16 protein-coding genes and 3 pseudogenes are annotated in these 14,442 nt (G+C 63.7%); 5 read left to right on the forward strand and 14 right to left on the reverse strand.

Features of this window, described 5'->3' with window-relative positions; all coding sequences use genetic code 11:
• Position 1 precedes the first annotated feature (1 nt).
• The 3 genes from arsC to arsH are packed head-to-tail and all read left to right on the forward strand — an operon-like array spanning position 2 to position 1,855.
• Entirely contained in the window at positions 2-427 is a 426-nt protein-coding gene (arsC, locus tag BB934_RS38180; protein WP_099514930.1) for an arsenate reductase (glutaredoxin), read from the forward strand.
• Positions 424-1,128: an aquaporin gene (locus BB934_RS38185; RefSeq protein ID WP_099514931.1), complete on the forward strand. Its 705-nt coding sequence runs from the start codon at positions 424-426 to the stop codon at positions 1,126-1,128. The genes arsC and BB934_RS38185 overlap by 4 nt, the downstream gene beginning before the upstream one ends.
• Entirely contained in the window at positions 1,121-1,855 is a 735-nt protein-coding gene (gene arsH / locus BB934_RS38190) for an arsenical resistance protein ArsH (protein ID WP_099514932.1), read from the forward strand. The genes BB934_RS38185 and arsH overlap by 8 nt, the downstream gene beginning before the upstream one ends.
• 26 nt (positions 1,856-1,881) lie before the next feature.
• Here arsH and BB934_RS38195 read toward each other — a convergent pair whose 3' ends face one another.
• The 6 genes from BB934_RS38195 to BB934_RS38220 form a co-directional block, all read right to left on the reverse strand.
• Complete coding sequence (locus BB934_RS38195) at positions 1,882-2,832, reverse strand: GNAT family N-acetyltransferase (protein ID WP_237050711.1); 951 nt, start codon at positions 2,830-2,832, stop codon at positions 1,882-1,884.
• A gap of 256 nt (positions 2,833-3,088) precedes the next feature.
• The gene (locus BB934_RS38200; RefSeq protein ID WP_099514933.1) at positions 3,089-3,520 is read right to left on the reverse strand and encodes an anthrone oxygenase family protein; all 432 of its coding nucleotides are present in this window, start codon (positions 3,518-3,520) and stop codon (positions 3,089-3,091) included.
• A 2-nt stretch (positions 3,521-3,522) separates the two neighbouring features.
• Positions 3,523-3,924, reverse strand: coding sequence for a response regulator (locus tag BB934_RS38205; RefSeq protein WP_099514934.1), 402 nt, complete (start codon positions 3,922-3,924; stop codon positions 3,523-3,525).
• Positions 3,905-4,102, reverse strand: coding sequence for a hypothetical protein (locus BB934_RS38210; protein ID WP_099514935.1), 198 nt, complete (start codon positions 4,100-4,102; stop codon positions 3,905-3,907). The genes BB934_RS38205 and BB934_RS38210 overlap by 20 nt, the downstream gene beginning before the upstream one ends.
• Before the next feature lie 186 nt (positions 4,103-4,288).
• Positions 4,289-5,092 (reverse strand): sulfite exporter TauE/SafE family protein, encoded by an 804-nt coding sequence (locus BB934_RS38215; protein WP_099514936.1) that lies wholly within the window; start codon positions 5,090-5,092, stop codon positions 4,289-4,291.
• 141 nt (positions 5,093-5,233) lie between these two features.
• On the reverse strand, positions 5,234-5,674 hold the full coding sequence (locus BB934_RS38220) for an FAD-dependent monooxygenase (RefSeq protein WP_099514937.1): 441 nt from the start codon (positions 5,672-5,674) through the stop codon (positions 5,234-5,236).
• A 49-nt stretch (positions 5,675-5,723) separates the two neighbouring features.
• On the opposite strand from BB934_RS38220, the gene BB934_RS38225 reads away from it, so the two are divergent.
• Complete coding sequence (locus BB934_RS38225; protein WP_099514938.1) at positions 5,724-6,506, forward strand: Bax inhibitor-1/YccA family protein; 783 nt, start codon at positions 5,724-5,726, stop codon at positions 6,504-6,506.
• A 175-nt stretch (positions 6,507-6,681) separates the two neighbouring features.
• Here BB934_RS38225 and BB934_RS51495 read toward each other — a convergent pair whose 3' ends face one another.
• The 8 genes and pseudogenes from BB934_RS51495 to BB934_RS47955 all read right to left on the reverse strand — a co-directional run bounded on the left by BB934_RS51495 (position 6,682) and on the right by BB934_RS47955 (position 13,623).
• Positions 6,682-6,870 (reverse strand): PQQ-dependent sugar dehydrogenase, encoded by a 189-nt coding sequence (locus BB934_RS51495; protein ID WP_237050787.1) that lies wholly within the window; start codon positions 6,868-6,870, stop codon positions 6,682-6,684.
• Positions 6,856-7,164: pseudogene (locus BB934_RS51500) on the reverse strand (PQQ-dependent sugar dehydrogenase); the annotation flags it as partial. The gene BB934_RS51495 and the pseudogene BB934_RS51500, both read right to left, overlap by 15 nt.
• Before the next feature lie 37 nt (positions 7,165-7,201).
• Entirely contained in the window at positions 7,202-9,355 is a 2,154-nt protein-coding gene (locus BB934_RS38235; RefSeq protein ID WP_099514940.1) for a carboxypeptidase-like regulatory domain-containing protein, read from the reverse strand.
• A 253-nt stretch (positions 9,356-9,608) separates the two neighbouring features.
• Positions 9,609-10,289 carry a DUF6064 family protein gene (locus BB934_RS38240; protein WP_157934584.1) on the reverse strand — a complete coding sequence of 227 codons (681 nt, stop codon included), beginning with the start codon at positions 10,287-10,289 and terminating at the stop codon, positions 9,609-9,611.
• Positions 10,290-10,309: 20 nt separating this feature from the next.
• Positions 10,310-10,513 (reverse strand): annotated as a pseudogene (locus BB934_RS38245) (aldo/keto reductase); the annotation flags it as partial.
• Positions 10,514-11,055: 542 nt separating this feature from the next.
• Complete coding sequence (locus BB934_RS47950) at positions 11,056-11,493, reverse strand: transposase (RefSeq protein WP_157934586.1); 438 nt, start codon at positions 11,491-11,493, stop codon at positions 11,056-11,058.
• A 64-nt stretch (positions 11,494-11,557) separates the two neighbouring features.
• Entirely contained in the window at positions 11,558-13,339 is a 1,782-nt protein-coding gene (locus BB934_RS38255) for an adenylate/guanylate cyclase domain-containing protein (protein WP_099514943.1), read from the reverse strand.
• A 50-nt stretch (positions 13,340-13,389) separates the two neighbouring features.
• Positions 13,390-13,623 (reverse strand): hypothetical protein, encoded by a 234-nt coding sequence (locus BB934_RS47955; RefSeq protein ID WP_157934587.1) that lies wholly within the window; start codon positions 13,621-13,623, stop codon positions 13,390-13,392.
• Between the two features lie 352 nt (positions 13,624-13,975).
• On the opposite strand from BB934_RS47955, the pseudogene BB934_RS38260 reads away from it, so the two are divergent.
• Positions 13,976-14,417: pseudogene (locus BB934_RS38260) on the forward strand (YciE/YciF ferroxidase family protein).
• The last annotated feature ends 25 nt before the right edge of the window (positions 14,418-14,442 follow it).

A 14,442-nucleotide genomic window follows, 5' to 3' on the forward strand; every position in this document is an offset into this window, starting at 1 on the left:
CATGGACGTCATCATCCACCACAACCCGGATTGCGGCACGTCCCGCAACACGCTGGCCATGATCCGCAATGCCGGCCTCGAGCCGCATGTCATCGAGTACCTGAAGACGCCGCCGACCCGCCTCCTGCTGCGCCAGCTCATCGACCGCATGGGCGTTTCGGTCCGCCACGTCATCCGCGAGATGGGCGCGCCCTACATGGAACTCGGCCTCGACAATCCTGACCTGACCGACGACCAACTGCTCGACGCCATGATGGCGCATCCGATCCTGATCAATCGCCCCATCGTCGTCACGCCCAAGGGCGTGCGCCTGTGCCGACCATCCGAAGAGGTCCTTGATCTCCTGCCGCCGCAGCAGGGCGAGTTCGTCAAGGAAGACGGCGAGCGCGTGGTGGACGAGCACGGGCGGCGGGTGGCCAGCGCGTGACCAACACCTTTGCGCCCGCAAAACGTCTGGCCGCCGAGGCGCTCGGGACCGGGCTGCTCGTCGCCACCGTGGTCGGATCCGGGATCATGGCCGACAAGCTTGCGGGCGGGAACGTGGCGCTGGCCCTTCTCGGCAACACGATCCCGACCGGGGCGATCCTGGTCGTCCTGATCCTGGGCCTCGGGCCGATCTCCGGTGCCCACTTCAACCCGGCGGTCTCGCTCGTCATGGGACTCAATCGCGCCTTGCCCTGGCCCGAGGTCGGCTCCTATACGGTGGCCCAGATCGTCGGCGGCTGCCTCGGCACGCTGGTCGCCCATGGCATGTTCGACCTACCATTGCTCCAGTTCGCCGCGACTGCCCGGACCGGGCCGGCGCAATGGTTTGCCGAGTTTGTCGCCACCTTCGGGCTGCTCGTCACGATCCTGACGGTCGTGCGCTTCCGGATCGAGGCGATCCCTTACGCGGTCGGGCTCTACATCACGGCCGCTTACTGGTTCACGGCCTCGACCTCGTTCGCCAATCCCGCCGTGACGATCGCCCGGGCGCTGACAAACAGCTTTGACGGCATCGCGCCGGCCAACGTCCCCATGTTCATCGTCGCGCAGGTCGTCGGCGCCCTTGGAGCCATGGCACTGATGCAGTGGCTGCTGAGTTCTGTACGGACCCCGTCGAAATCCGGAGCCATGGCCGGTGAGTGATCTTCCCAACGTCGACTTTGCGGTCCTGGACACTCCAGACCTCGCCAAGCTGGAGCCGCGCCGGCCGTCCACGCATCCTCCCCGCATCCTCCTGCTCTACGGGTCGTTGCGGGAACGCTCTTACAGCCGTTTCCTGACGCTTGAAGCGGAGCGCCTGCTCCGGCACTTCGGCGCCGAGACCCGCGTCTTCGACCCGCACGGGCTGCCGCTGCCGGACGCCACCGCCAGCGACCATCCCAAGGTGCAGGAGTTGCGCGAGCTGTCGCTGTGGTCCGAGGGCCAGGTCTGGTGCAGCCCGGAACGGCATGGCGCCATGAGCGCGGTGATGAAGGCGCAGATCGACTGGATCCCGCTCTCCGTAGGCGCCGTGCGGCCGACGCAAGGGCGTACGCTCGCCGTGATGCAGGTCTCCGGCGGCTCGCAGTCGTTCAATGCGGTCAACCAGTTGCGGGTGCTCGGGCGCTGGATGCGCATGGTGACGATCCCGAACCAGTCCTCGGTCGCCAAGGCGTTCCAGGAGTTCGACGAGGCCGGGCGCATGAAGCCGTCCTCCTACTACGACCGCGTCGTGGACGTGATGGAGGAGCTCGTGAAGTTCACGCTGCTGACGCGCGACCGCTCCGACTACCTCACCGACCGCTACAGCGAGCGCAAGGAGGCGGCCGAGAAAGAAGCCAGGCGCCTCGCGGCAGCCGCCATGAGCCACGAGACAAAGGCTGCCGAATAGGGACGCGAACGGATCCCGAAGTCCGATCAGTAGAGCACCGATGGGAAGCAGCAGCCCCTCGGTTCCTGGTAGTGGCCCATCGTCATGAGCGTCATCGGCTTGATGGCCCTCATTCCCTGGTGCAGACACCAGCGGAAGAGGTTTGCCTGCCGCGTCGGCAGGAGCAGGGAGAGCGGCTCCGCCCTCATGGCTCCCGCGCCGACCAGAAGCGCCCGCATGTCCAGTTCGGTTTCGGCGACACCATGGTTCATCAGCCAGAACGTCGCCGCCGAGAGATAGCCCGTGATGCGGCCCTCACGCTCGACCACGAAGGGCGTGAACACCCGCAGCGCCTCCTGGAGCTCATGGGTGCGTGCGACGCCATGGACAGACGAGCAGAGATCGGTGCAAGCCCCGACGTCCCCGGCTGCCATCGGTCGGACTGAGAAGCCCAGATCCGGCCCGCTGCGGGGTGTGCCACGCATCAGCAGGAGCGGCTCCCGGACGTCGAACCCGAGCGAGGCATAAAGCGGCATCGAACGGGTGTTGAAGGCATCCTGGACGAGGCGCACGCCCATGGCGTCGCCCGCGCGCTCGAGGGCGGCTTCCATGAGCCGCCGCCCAATCCCGCTGCCTTGCACGGCCGGGTCAACGGTGATCGGCCCGATGCCGCGGATCGGGTCGCCTTCGGCCACGAAGTTGCTGCCGACCACCCGTCCGTCCAGCTCCGCCACCACCCCGTAGATGGACGGGGTCGCGATGAAGGTCTCGGCAAGTTGCGTTCCCGCCTCCGCCGACGGGAAATCCCAGGAGAAGCCGTGCTGGTCCGCTATGGCCCTGAAGGCCTCGAAGATGATGCGCCCGCAGGCCTCCGCATCGGCGGATGTGGCGGGACGGATCTCTGGGGTCATGGCCGCCTCCCGTTCTCGCAGCACCTCCATCGCATCGGTATCGGCGAGGCGCTGCATCGCCCGCCAGATTCCCGCGGCAGCGCCCATCAGGCAAAGGAGATTCCGAGCCAGATCGCGATGCAGGCAATGGAGCAGCGCACCCCTATGCCGTCAGCGTGCCTGAAGGTGCCGCTGATGAATCGCCCGTGACCACGGCATCCCCATCGCTCGATGCGCCCTTGTTACCGCCGAGGACATGTGAGGCGCGCTCGTCTTCCAGGGTAAGGCGGAATGCTCGGCAGACATCGTGCTGGAGACCGGACGGCACCGCCACTGGGACCGATGTCCGTCCAGGGCGAGCTGCTCAGGAGAGGGAGGCCCAGAGGAACGCGAGGCAGGCCGCAACGCCAAGCGCGGTCCGCACAGCGTGAAGCGAGCCCCACCGTTCGATCATCGCCCGGCTCTCGGCACCAGCCGCGGCAGGCTCGGTTGCCATCAGTCGCTTGTTGGTCGGCATGATGGCGAGGAACGTGACAGGCCAGTTCGCGATCATGAGCAGCGCCCCGAGAAGCCATCCGACGTGACCGCTCTGCCACCATGCCGCGAGCCCGAGCAGGAAGCCCGCAATGGCCAGCGGAGCCTGCATGGCCGTGCCGTGCTTATAGGCCGGCTTCCACTCGGTCAGCAGGCAGCGGTCGTCCAGCTCCAGGCGGGCGGGCTGCTCGGCAACGTTGATGTAGAGGGCCGCGCCAGAGAACACGGCGGCGACAACGAGCGCAAGCTGGCCCGTGAGCATGTTCACGTCACCGGTGCTTGCGGTTCCCGCACGGCCTTCTCCGCCTCGACGAGCACGTCGAGTCCGCGCCACGGCTTCGGCATGAAGGTGACGCCGTCCGGCAGGCCGTCGGACACCGCGCCGGGATCGCCCGACGTAAGCACGATGCGGATCGTGGGCCAGAGGGTGCAGGCGGCCTTGGCAAGCTGGACGCCGTCCATGTCACCGGGCGGCAGGCGGACGTCGGCGAACATCATCGCGACCTCGCCTCCCCGCTCCTGGAGGTAGGCCACGGCTGCGTCGGCGCTTTCGACCTCGACCACGTCGAGATCGGTTTCCTCCAGCAGGGCCGCGGCAAGGTCGCGAACGTCGGGATCGTCCTCGACGATCAGGGCGACGTGCGGTTCAGGCTGCATGGTATCCATCGTCCACCTCCTGCGGTTCCGTCTTCCGAAGGATCGCCGCCAGCGCTTCGGGGACGGGCTGCTCCAGCTCATCCCGGTAAACCTCGGCAAAGGCGCGGGCGATCATGAAGGTGGCGACGTCCGGGTGAAGGTCGTCGACGTGGGGCAGGCGCACGTCGCCTGAGGCGTCGCGGGGCATCGGCATTCTCCTTGGGTCTTGATCCTGTCAACCCGTCGATGCGGATCGAATGGCCTGGGCTGACATGCGTGAATGGGAGTGAACGGCCCGTGGTGCGATGGGTTTCAGCGTGGCGGCAAAACGGCCATGCGGTGCAGGCCATTTCGATGAATTCCGCTAATACGCCCCGAGCATAAACGATTGCAGTTACGCGTGCCGCCAAACCTTCACGGCCGAGATCAGCAGGATCGCCGCCAGGGCCGGAAGCAGTACGGCATCCGGCACCACGCCGAGCAGCAGACCGCCGATGAACGCGCCGGCGACCGATCCGGCTGCCATCACGAGCAGGAAAGCTCGGTTTCGACCGAGGACGGAGAAGCTCTGATCGCGGCTGTAGCGGGTAAACCCGACCAGCATCGTCGGCAGGCTCACGGCGAGGGACAGGCTTCCGGCGAGCTTGATGTCGGCCCCGAACAGCAGCACCAGGGTCGGGATGAGCAGTTCGCCCCCTGGCACGCCGAGCAGGGAAGCGACGATGCCGATCACAAATCCGGCGGCGACGCCAGCGACGAGTTGCGCCGTCCCGGCAAGGAGAGGTTGGCCTGCGCTCGCGTCATGGCCGAACACCAGCACTCCCGCGATGGCGAGCAGGAGCACCGCGATCACCTTGTAGAGGGTCTCCGATTTCAGACGGGTTGCCCATCCGGCGCCGACCAAAGCCCCGAGAAGGCTCCCGGCCAGCAGGTTGAGCACGATGGGCCAATGGGCCGTGATCAACCCGAAGGGCACCGTTCCCGCCCGAAACGGCAGGGCGGCGGCCACCACGACGAGGCTCGTGGCCTTGTTCAGGATCACTGCTTCCAGTGCCGCGAAGCGAAACATCCCGATGAGCAAGGGCAGACGGAACTCGGCCCCGCCAAGACCGATCAGGCCGCCCAGGGCACCGATGGTGGCACCAGCGCCGAAGGCCAGCGGGAGATTGCGTGGAGCATGGATTGCATCCTTGGGCATGTACCAGAGCTACGCGATTATGATCCTGAAAGCAGCCGTTTCCTTGATCGTGAGCACGTCCAGGGAAAACAGGTTACCGGAAAACCAGCACCGGAACCCTGCACCGGCACACCACGGCCGCGATCGACCAGTGTGCGGTGCTCAGGGCTGCACGCCCCGGGTGTCCAGGTACTGTTCCAGCCTGGCCGGGCTGGCGTCCGGATCGGCCAGGCCGATATGGCCATCCGGCCGCACCAGGTACACGGCGCCCTGTTTGAGACCCGCGCGGGCTGTCATCGCTTGCCAAGGGAACACGTGCAGCGCCAATCCCCTTCGGGCGCAGGCCTCCGCGATCCCGGCGCCGCACTCACCATAGACGTGAACCTGCCATTTGAGTGTTCTCAGCGGCGCGAAATTATCGTCTTCCTCGCCCGCGCTGCTGGCCGTCGTGACCCAAGGCAGGCGGTCGCCGCCCCTGACGCTCCCGGCGCTGCCATCGCTCAAGCGGCTGCCGCGATAATTCACCCCGATCTGCGTGATCGTGCTCTCGCAAAGCAGTTGCAGCGAGTCATGAGCAGCATTCGACCTTGAATGGGAGCTCAACCGGGGCACCTATCTTGTCCAGGAGAAACATCTTTCCACGGAGAGCCCGATGCAACCGTATGAGCAAAACCAAACCGCCTATGGCACCGGCTTTGCCCGGACGGCAGCTCAGGTCGACCAGGGCCTGCGCGCCTTTATGCTCGGCGTCTACAACAACATGGTCCTGGGTCTGGCCATCTCGGCCCTGGTCGCGCTCGGCATCAACATGCTGGCCACGACGAGCGACCCGTCCCAGGCCGTCGCCCGCATAGGCGGCGTGAACCTGACCCAGTTCGGCGCGACGCTGTACGGCTCGCCGCTGATGTGGGTCGTGGCGCTGGCGCCGCTGGCCTTCATCTTCTTCTTCTCGTTCCGGATGGACCGGATGTCGGCGGCTGCGGCCCGCGGCACCTTCTTCGCCTTCGCGGCGGTGATGGGTGCTTCGCTCTCGACGCTGCTCATCCGCTACACCGGCGCGAGCGTCGTGCAGGTGTTCTTCATCACGGCGGCGGCCTTCGGCTCGCTGTCGCTCTGGGGCTACACCACGAACCGCAGCCTATCCGGCATGGGCTCGTTCCTGATCATGGGTCTCGTCGGCCTGATCCTGGCCTCGATCGTCAACATCTTCGTGGCATCGAGCATGCTGCAGTTCGGCATTTCCGTGATCGGCGTGCTGATCTTCGCAGGCCTGACGGCCTACGACACGCAGAAGCTGAAGGAGATGTACCTCTACGGCAATTTCGACTCCGAGACTGCCGCGAAGGCCTCCGTGTTCGGCGCCCTGACGCTGTATCTTGACTTCATCAACATGTTCCAGTTCCTCCTCGCGCTCGTGGGCAACCGCAGAGCGTAAGGACAAGCGGACCGAGTGATCGCGAAGCCCCGGCCGAAAGCCGGGGCTTTTCTTTTGTCCGTTGCCCCGGGATGCTTTTATGCCTGCCACGCACGGGAGAACGGAGCCCGCTGCGCCTGAACACCCTCAGGTGGGTGGGACAGTGCCAGCTCTGACAGCCTCTTTGCTATCCACCTCAACCAGCTGGCGTCAGACGCAGGATCCCGCCCCTCGCCTGGTCCGTCAGCACGTACACCGCACCATCCGGACCTTGCCGCACGTCCCGGACTCGCTGGCCTAAGGCTATGCGCTCCGCTCCCGTGACCTGCTGCCCCTGCACTGTCAGCCGAACCACGCCGCGGGCCACCGAACGTCCCCGCGCCACGGCGGTTCCGCTGCCGCCGGAGCCGGGCTCGGCATAGGCGAGATAGACCCAGCGGCTGGAGGCGAAGTCCGGGGCGAGTGCCACATCGAGCAGCCCACCCTGCCCTCGCGCGAACACACGTGAGACCCCAGCCAGCGGTGCGGATACGCCCCCATCCCGGGACACCAGCCGCAGCCGACCAGGACGCTCGGTGACCAGCATTTGTCCATCGGGCAGGAAGGCGAGACCCCACGGATGAACGAGACCGCGCGCGATTGTCTCAACCCTGACTTGGCCTGAGGGAGCCCGCACAATCCGATCCTGTGCTCTCAAAGGAGGTGGCGCATGACGCTTACTTAGCCAAAGGATCCGGACGGAGCTGGAAGTGGACAGCGATCGGCTTGCTGCCCTTGCCGCCCTCCCGCAGCCAGGGCGTCCGGTCGCCGCTGGTGGTCCACAGGCCGCGACCCTTCCAGCCGGCCTTCGGGTCATCGATGCGCCCGTCAAAGCCCTTGGCGTAGAAGCCCAGCGGATAAGGCACCCGCAACGAGATCATTCGGCCGTCCTTGAGCGCGACCAGGCCGTCCATCAGGTTGGCGGTGGATATCGGCACATCCTCACCCAGCCCGAACGTGTTGTGCTGGTCAACCCAGGTGTAGTAGCTCGACTCGGCACTGTTCTCGCCGATGCCCTGGAAGCCCGGACCAGGGTACTGATGGAACGACCAGCCCTCAGGGCAGTGATCGCCGGTCGCCTGTGGTCCGTTAAGCGGGCCTTTGCACTTGCGGCGGTCGAAGCTCGCCAGGTGACCGCTCGAAAGTGAAGCCCACACCACCCCTTGCCGGTCGATGTCGGCGCCCCGGATGCCGAAGCCGGGCCGCGGTACGTGGTAGATTTCTGCCAGCGCGGTCTGAGGGGGATTGGGCCCGGGATTGAGGCGGACCACTGCCGGTGTCCCGCTGAACACTCCCACCGAGCCCCAGATGGAGCCATCCAGCGGGCTTGGGCTCACTGCATAGAAGCCTCCAGTAATACGCTTATCCTTCGTCGGGTTGAGCGGCTGGTCCGGCTCGACATGCTCGTCCCGTTGGCCGTTGCCATTCGTGTCGAGAACCAACGCCGTCCAGCCTTGAGCCTTGGCCGCGTCGCCGGTCTCGTCGAAGACCCTGGTGTTAACCCAGCCGATCACCGGACCGCCGCCGCTGGTCCACAAGGTGTCGTTCGCGTCATAACCGAACTGCAGGTGATGGGTGCCAAAGCAGGTATCGATGAAGGTGTACTGCATCGTCTTGGGATCGAGCCGTGTGATGGAACGGCTCGTCCGCTCCAGCGGAAACAGTTTGGCCGAGGGATGGTCGGAGCCCCGCTTGCAGAAGTCTGGGTTGTTGGGTCCGCGCACGGCTGCCGCAAACCACACCCGACCCTGGCGATCAAACATGCCGTTGTGGTTGTTGGCCTTGGTGTCCCAGATCTTTTCCTCACCCCAGTAAGGCGAAGGCGCCAGCACCTTGTCGCTGGCAGCATGGCCGGGCCCGAGCGCCTCCGGCGTGGCCGGATCACGCACCGGCGCCACGAACTCGGTGACGGTGTGCGTCCTTGGATCGAGGATCGGGATTATGTCGGTGGAGTATTCCGCCGAGCCAAACAGCGGGCCATAGGCATTCACGGTTGGATGGCGCCGGTCCGAGGCGATCAGATCGTGCAGGTACTTCTTCTCGGTGAGCCACTCCCAGGTGGTCACCACGATGTTGCGCTCGACACCCTCCGGCCGCTTCGGCTTGGCATGCGGCAGCTCGCCCCGTGCAATGCGGTCCGTCCAGTCGGCGTAGTACTTGAACGGCACCCCGCCGAAGCGGCCGGCGAGCTGGTTGACCATGCTCTCGCCCGACTGGCCCGAGGACACGCGGCGGATCCAGGCTTCCTCGGATGAGCTGAACTCGCCCAATTGCTTCGGGATGGTGCGGGTCGAGTGCTGGCCGAGTTGGTGACAGCCGATACAGCCGATGTTCTTGACCTGCTTGAGCCAGTCGATCCGGGTGATGTTCTCGGGGATGTCACCCTTACCGCCGAACTGGGCCGCCTCCGGGATCTGCAGCATGGAATACCAGTAGATGGCCGGGTAGTATTGCGCCGCCTCCTTGTCACTGGGTGCCGGCACTGCCTGGAGGTCGAGCAGCCTGCCAGGCTCGCCCGTCATCTTGGGTGAGTCGACGAGGCCATAACCGCGCACCCAGACCTGATAGGTGGCTTTGGGAAGATCGGGCAGGACATAGCGACCCTGATCGTCGGTGACCACCGTTCTGGCGAACCTGGTCGGCAGATTGCTTGTCTCGGCAATCACCCAGACCCCAGCTTCCGGTCCGTTGGGCCCCATGACCACGCCGCCAATGTCATCGGCATCGATTGCAACGATGGTTTGGGCGCTCACCGAGCCCGGAGTGGCGACCACAGACCCGAGGATGCCGATCGCAGCAAAGATTGAACAGAGCTCCCGCCGGCGTGCCATCGCTGTCCTCCCTGGCACGGTTCTCATTGTCTGGGCAAGATAGCACGGATTGTTGCAAAGCCCGAGCGTCGAGGCCCGTCTGCGTCCAGTGGAATTCCGGAGGCAGGCGGCGCATCGTTCGTGAGCGTGTGCCCTCCCGCGATCGTTCGCTACGGCTTCTGAAGGCACACGGATCCGCAGCCTCGCAAGATCTGCCCAGATCATGGGCACGAGCCCCACTCGCAACACGGGCGCTCAGTCTTAGAAGTCGACATCAACTCCCTTCTGGTTCCCTGATCCCGCCTTGCCCTCGCACAGACAACACCCGATAGACGGCCAACCCAAGAGCACCCAGGGCGGCCACGGGCATGACCCAGGCATCCGGCGAGCCCATGGTCCAGAGGGTTGCTCCGCTAATGAGGCACCAGATCAGCGGAATGATCATGAGCCCCCACGGCGGCCGCTTGTCCACGGTCAGGAGGATGCCGAGTGTAGCAAGGACGGTCGGATCAGGCGCGACACCGAAGATCTCGGCCTGCTTCCAATCGCGACCAACAAGCGGGCCGATCAACGGCTGCACCACAAGCGCGAACAGAACCAGCCCTATTCCAGTCCGGCCGATCCAATCCCTATAGGGATGAAACGAGAGCCGGTTGCGAATGACGCCTGTCCAGATCAGCAGCACTGCCTCGATGACAAAGCCGATCGCGAAGTAGCGTGCCGCCCAGTTGATCGTGTTGTAATGCTCCAGATGGTAAGCCCAGGCCGTCCAAAGCCAGCCGGCCGCAAGGATCACTGTCACCACTCCCTGGCGGGGATTGCCGCGCTGCAGCCACCACAGGACGACGAGCCCGAGCAGCAGTGCCAGGATCTGCGCCGGCCAGATCGCCCGGTTGTAGAGCTCGAACAGACGATAATAGGTACGGGCCGAAAACAGCAGGAAATCGGATGGCATGTAGGACCACCAGTCCCCCATCAGAGGTCCTCGACATAAGCGATCATGCGGGCCCGCATCGCGGCATCGGGCAACCGTCCGGTGGCCGCCGCCATGTTCTGGCGCACATGCTCCACCCGGGTGGTTGCCGGAATGGCACAGGTCACAGCCGGGTGTGACAGGATGAACTTCAGGATCAACTGCGCCCAGCTTCGTGCATCGATCTCGGCTGCCCAAGCCGGGAGGAGCCAAAAGCCAGTCAGAGCTTGGCTCATGTGCTCATTCCCTATTTGTGCTTCCGATGATAGCGCACCCAGACAACTGACGACGAGACGAGCACGACGAGGATCAGCTAGGACCCGCTGCGCTTGGTCTGCTGTGCGCGTTGGCTCTCAAGACGTCGAGCGGCCTCATTGATCACTGTGGACCAATAGCATTCCACGTCATGGGCAATGCGTTCGGAGCGATCTTCCTCTGACAGGTTGGAATACCAGGGTGAACGCTCAATGCGGTTTCGCAGGATGGTCCGCGCTGTCGCCTCAATCTCTCTCAGGCCGATGGTTGCGTCTTCCCTGCTATGTTGCCAGGCGCGGCTATCAGGCTGAGAACTTCTCCGCATTTGGAGTTCTCCTTTCCGTGAGCCCCTAACCCAGTCTGCGAGCATCGCTTTTGAATGCTTTCGGGGAAAGTCTCAATTTCAGATCACAGTTTGATGACGTGAGACAAATTTGCGGTCCTTAGTGGCAAACGCAGCCAGACTTATTGATCCGACTTGGGAGATGTTGAACTACGCGGCATAGCGGAAGGTCTGACGACCGAAGTAGCTTCGGATTCGTTCAGGCAGCTTGGCGAGCCGGCGCATGTAGCTGATAACGGTGCGCTTGAGTTCGTGCTTGCTTCTGGCGGGTGACTTGCGGGTCACGGCTTGCTTCAGGTCGGCGTTCAGCCCCTCGCCCGGGCTCAACTCGGGACTGTAGGAGGGCAAGGAGAAGACCTTGATCTGCTCCTCGCGTTTGGCCAACCAGCCCGGCACGGCCTGGGCCGATGGATTGGCAGGTCGTTCCAGATCAGGAACACCTTGCCGTTGGCATCCTGGATGAGCCGGCCGAGAAAGCGGATCAGGCTCAGGCCTTAGTGTTTCAGCTTTAGACATGTCGATAGCCCACCGTGCGAGTAGATTCGAATATCCGCCGGGCAGGGCGAAAGCAAACCTGCCGAGGAACATGCATGGGCAGAGGTCTTCGGAGCAAGGCTATGCGGCCTCTTTACGGCGTCGGTCGCCGGGACCCTCAGACTGTCAGCCCCGCCTTGCGGAGTCCTTCAACGCGGCGCTCAAAGTCCTCGGGATTCCGAAATGGAAGGACGCGGCGGCGGCGCTCGATCGAGAAGTTGGGGTTTAGCTGGAGCGCGTGCTCCCACGCTTGTCGACTCTCTGCGGATCGACCAAGGTGGCCATAGCACGATGCCAGCAGAGCATAAGCGGTCTCTGATTGAGAATTGCGTACGAGGCGCTGCTCGATCGCAGCAACCGCCTTCCTATACTCGCCGAGAGAAAAGTGCGCATCGGCGAGAAACTGGAGCAGGACTTCCGGATAGTGCGGGTCCAACCGCATCGAAACATCCAGTGTCCTGAGGGCTTCTGCTGAATCGCCGGAGAATATCTGGACATGGGCCATCACCATGAGGAGTTCGACTGAGTTGGGCGAAAGCGCGAGGCCTCGTTGCGCCTCTGTTCGCGCTCGGTCCAGGTCCCGGCTCCACATGCAAGCCATGCTGAGTGCGAAGTGACCGTTCGGCTGTTCCTCCGCCATCCCCACCGCCTGCTGCGCAAGCTCGAGCCCAGTCCGCAGCGAATGCTCCGGATCGGCGCTCCAGGCGTTGACATAGTCGAGCACGTGGGTGAAAGCGATGAGTGCGTGGGCTGCCGCATATCCCGGATCGATAGCGATGGCAGCGGCTGCCAAGCTGCGTGCCGCGTCATTTCCGGTTCGGGTGTGCGCTGATGCCTGCTCGCGACCCCGCAGGAAGAATTCATAGGCATCGACATTAACCGCGCGGCCCTGGGCTAATCGATCTCGGTCGCCAACCACGAGCGTCAGCCTGAGCGCAGCCACGATCTCCCGCGTGAGTTCGTCCTGAACTGTGAAAATGTCGGTGAGATCGCGATCAAACCGGTTGGCCCAGACATGTCCGCCGGTGCTCGCATCAATTAATTGGGCTGTGACCCGCACTCGGTTGCCCACCTTGCGTACGCTGCCCTCAAGCACATAGCGAACGCCAAGCGCCTTCGCCATCTCCGGCACCGGGACCGCTGCCGTCTTGTAGACGAAGGACGAGTTGCGGGCGATCACGTGCAACTCAGAAAGCCTCGAGAGGTCCGTGATGATGTCCTCGCTTATGCCGTCGGAGAAATACTCCTGTTCGGCATCGCCGCTCATGTTGTTGAACGCAAGCACGGCAATGGAGGGCTTTTCAGGAACGGGCGATGGCGAGGGTTCTTCAGGCGCGTTGGTGCCTCCGGGAATTGCCGGCTTTGTTGGTGCGGCATCTCCGACCTGAAGCGAATAAACCCGGATCGGCTCGGCAATATTTTTTAGTTGGGTCTGGCCGAGATCGCTGACTGTGAGATCAAGTCTCGCCTTTACTTGGCGATAGGCGTCCTCGGAAAGATAGATCGTGCCTGGCTTGGCAATTCCCTCCAATCGCGCGGCGATATTGACGCCGTCGCCCATGAGATCACCGTCGCTCTCCTCGACGACGTCGCCCAGATGGATCCCGACGCGGAACTCGATGCGGCGCTCGGGCGGCAACCCGGCGTTACGCTCGACCATGCCGGTCTGGACTTCGATAGCGCAGCGCACGGCATCGACGACACTGCGGAACTCGATGAGGGTTCCATCTCCGGTGCGCTTGACCACACGACCATTGTGCACGGCGATGATCGGATCGATCAGATCGCTGCGCAGCGTCCGCAACCGCGCTAAGGTGCGATCCTCATCCGCGCCCGCGAGACGGCTATAACCGACTACATCAGCGACTAGGATCGCAGCGATTTTTCGCCTTTCGCTCATAACGCCAGTTTCCCTCGGTCAAGACTAGCATAAGTTCCCGGCCAAGGCTCTCAAGCTGTAAGCGCATCATCGACATCAATGCCGAGATATCCCCCCGACGCTCCCGATCTTGGTATGGTTGCCGCTCCTGTTTTGACGCAACTTATGGCGGAGGGCTTCGACGCTGCATCCGAGCAGGAGAAGAAAGCGAGCGCTACAAGCATGAAGGCGCTGCCGGGCAGCGGATGATCACGACTGGTAGCGGTTTCACTCATGCAGCGACAGGCGGCGTAGCTGGCCATCATGAACTCGTCCTTCTGCTCCGGGTACTGCTTTTCACTGACCCCGTCGGATCAACGGGGTCAGGTTCGGCAATCTGGCCTTTGGATTAAATTCCTGAATCCGATTGCCAAGCCCCTGCCACAACGCCACTCTAATCATTGATATGCTCTCCCAATCGCAAGATGAAAAACAATATATTGGACCTTAACAGCGTTCGCGGCGAAGTTTGCCTGACATCCGAGTGAGGTGGATTCCCACCGCACCTGGGCTCTGTTGCACTAACCTTTCAAACCACATGATGCAGTAGCCGTTTGGCCAGGCAAGTACGCTATGGATTGTGCGTCGCGCAGTTAATGCAACAGAGCCTCGAAGGACATCTACTACGCCGAGAACCAGATCCTGAAGGCTCTGCCGAAGATGGCCAAGGGCGCAGAGTCGGACGAACTCAAGGTCGCCTTCCAGACCCACCATGAGCAGACGCAAGGGCAGATCGAGCGGCTCGAGCAGATTTTCGAGCTCCTCGGGAAACCCGCGCGTGGCGTAGCCTGCGAGGCGATCAAGGGGATCATCGACGAGGGCACCGAGAATCATGGAGGATTTCGCCGACAGTCCCGCCCTCGATGCCGGCATCCTGTCCGCGGCCCACGCCGTCGAGCATTACGAGATCACCCGCTATGGCACGCTCAAGACCTGGGCCCAGGAGCTTGGTTTGACCGAAGCGGTGACCCTGCTCGACCAGACCCTTCAGGAGGAGAAGGAAAACGATGCCCTGTTGTCACGCCTTGCCGAAGCGCGTGTCAACACGAAAGCGGCGTAGGTCTCCGCCGCAGCCGAAGGGCTTG

Origin of the sequence: Microvirga ossetica (assembly GCF_002741015.1) — a bacterium.
GTDB lineage: Bacteria > Pseudomonadota > Alphaproteobacteria > Rhizobiales > Beijerinckiaceae > Microvirga > Microvirga ossetica.

Excerpts from the sequence above, each read along its gene's own strand:
- BB934_RS38195 (WP_237050711.1), bottom strand. The coding sequence starts at position 2,832 with ATGGGCGCTGCCGCGGGAATCTGGCGGGCGATGCAGCGCCTCGCCGAT.
- BB934_RS38255 (WP_099514943.1), bottom strand. The coding sequence starts at position 13,339 with ATGAGCGAAAGGCGAAAAATCGCTGCGATCCTAGTCGCTGATGTAGTC.
- BB934_RS38235 (WP_099514940.1), bottom strand. The coding sequence starts at position 9,355 with ATGGCACGCCGGCGGGAGCTCTGTTCAATCTTTGCTGCGATCGGCATC.
- BB934_RS38205 (WP_099514934.1), bottom strand. The coding sequence starts at position 3,924 with ATGGATACCATGCAGCCTGAACCGCACGTCGCCCTGATCGTCGAGGAC.
- BB934_RS38225 (WP_099514938.1), top strand. The coding sequence starts at position 5,724 with ATGCAACCGTATGAGCAAAACCAAACCGCCTATGGCACCGGCTTTGCC.
- BB934_RS38210 (WP_099514935.1), bottom strand. The coding sequence starts at position 4,102 with ATGCCCCGCGACGCCTCAGGCGACGTGCGCCTGCCCCACGTCGACGAC.
- arsC (WP_099514930.1), top strand. The coding sequence starts at position 2 with ATGGACGTCATCATCCACCACAACCCGGATTGCGGCACGTCCCGCAAC.
- BB934_RS38200 (WP_099514933.1), bottom strand. The coding sequence starts at position 3,520 with ATGCTCACGGGCCAGCTTGCGCTCGTTGTCGCCGCCGTGTTCTCTGGC.
- BB934_RS38215 (WP_099514936.1), bottom strand. The coding sequence starts at position 5,092 with ATGCCCAAGGATGCAATCCATGCTCCACGCAATCTCCCGCTGGCCTTC.
- BB934_RS47955 (WP_157934587.1), bottom strand. The coding sequence starts at position 13,623 with ATGATGGCCAGCTACGCCGCCTGTCGCTGCATGAGTGAAACCGCTACC.
- BB934_RS38240 (WP_157934584.1), bottom strand. The coding sequence starts at position 10,289 with ATGCCATCCGATTTCCTGCTGTTTTCGGCCCGTACCTATTATCGTCTG.
- BB934_RS47950 (WP_157934586.1), bottom strand. The coding sequence starts at position 11,493 with ATGTTCCTCGGCAGGTTTGCTTTCGCCCTGCCCGGCGGATATTCGAAT.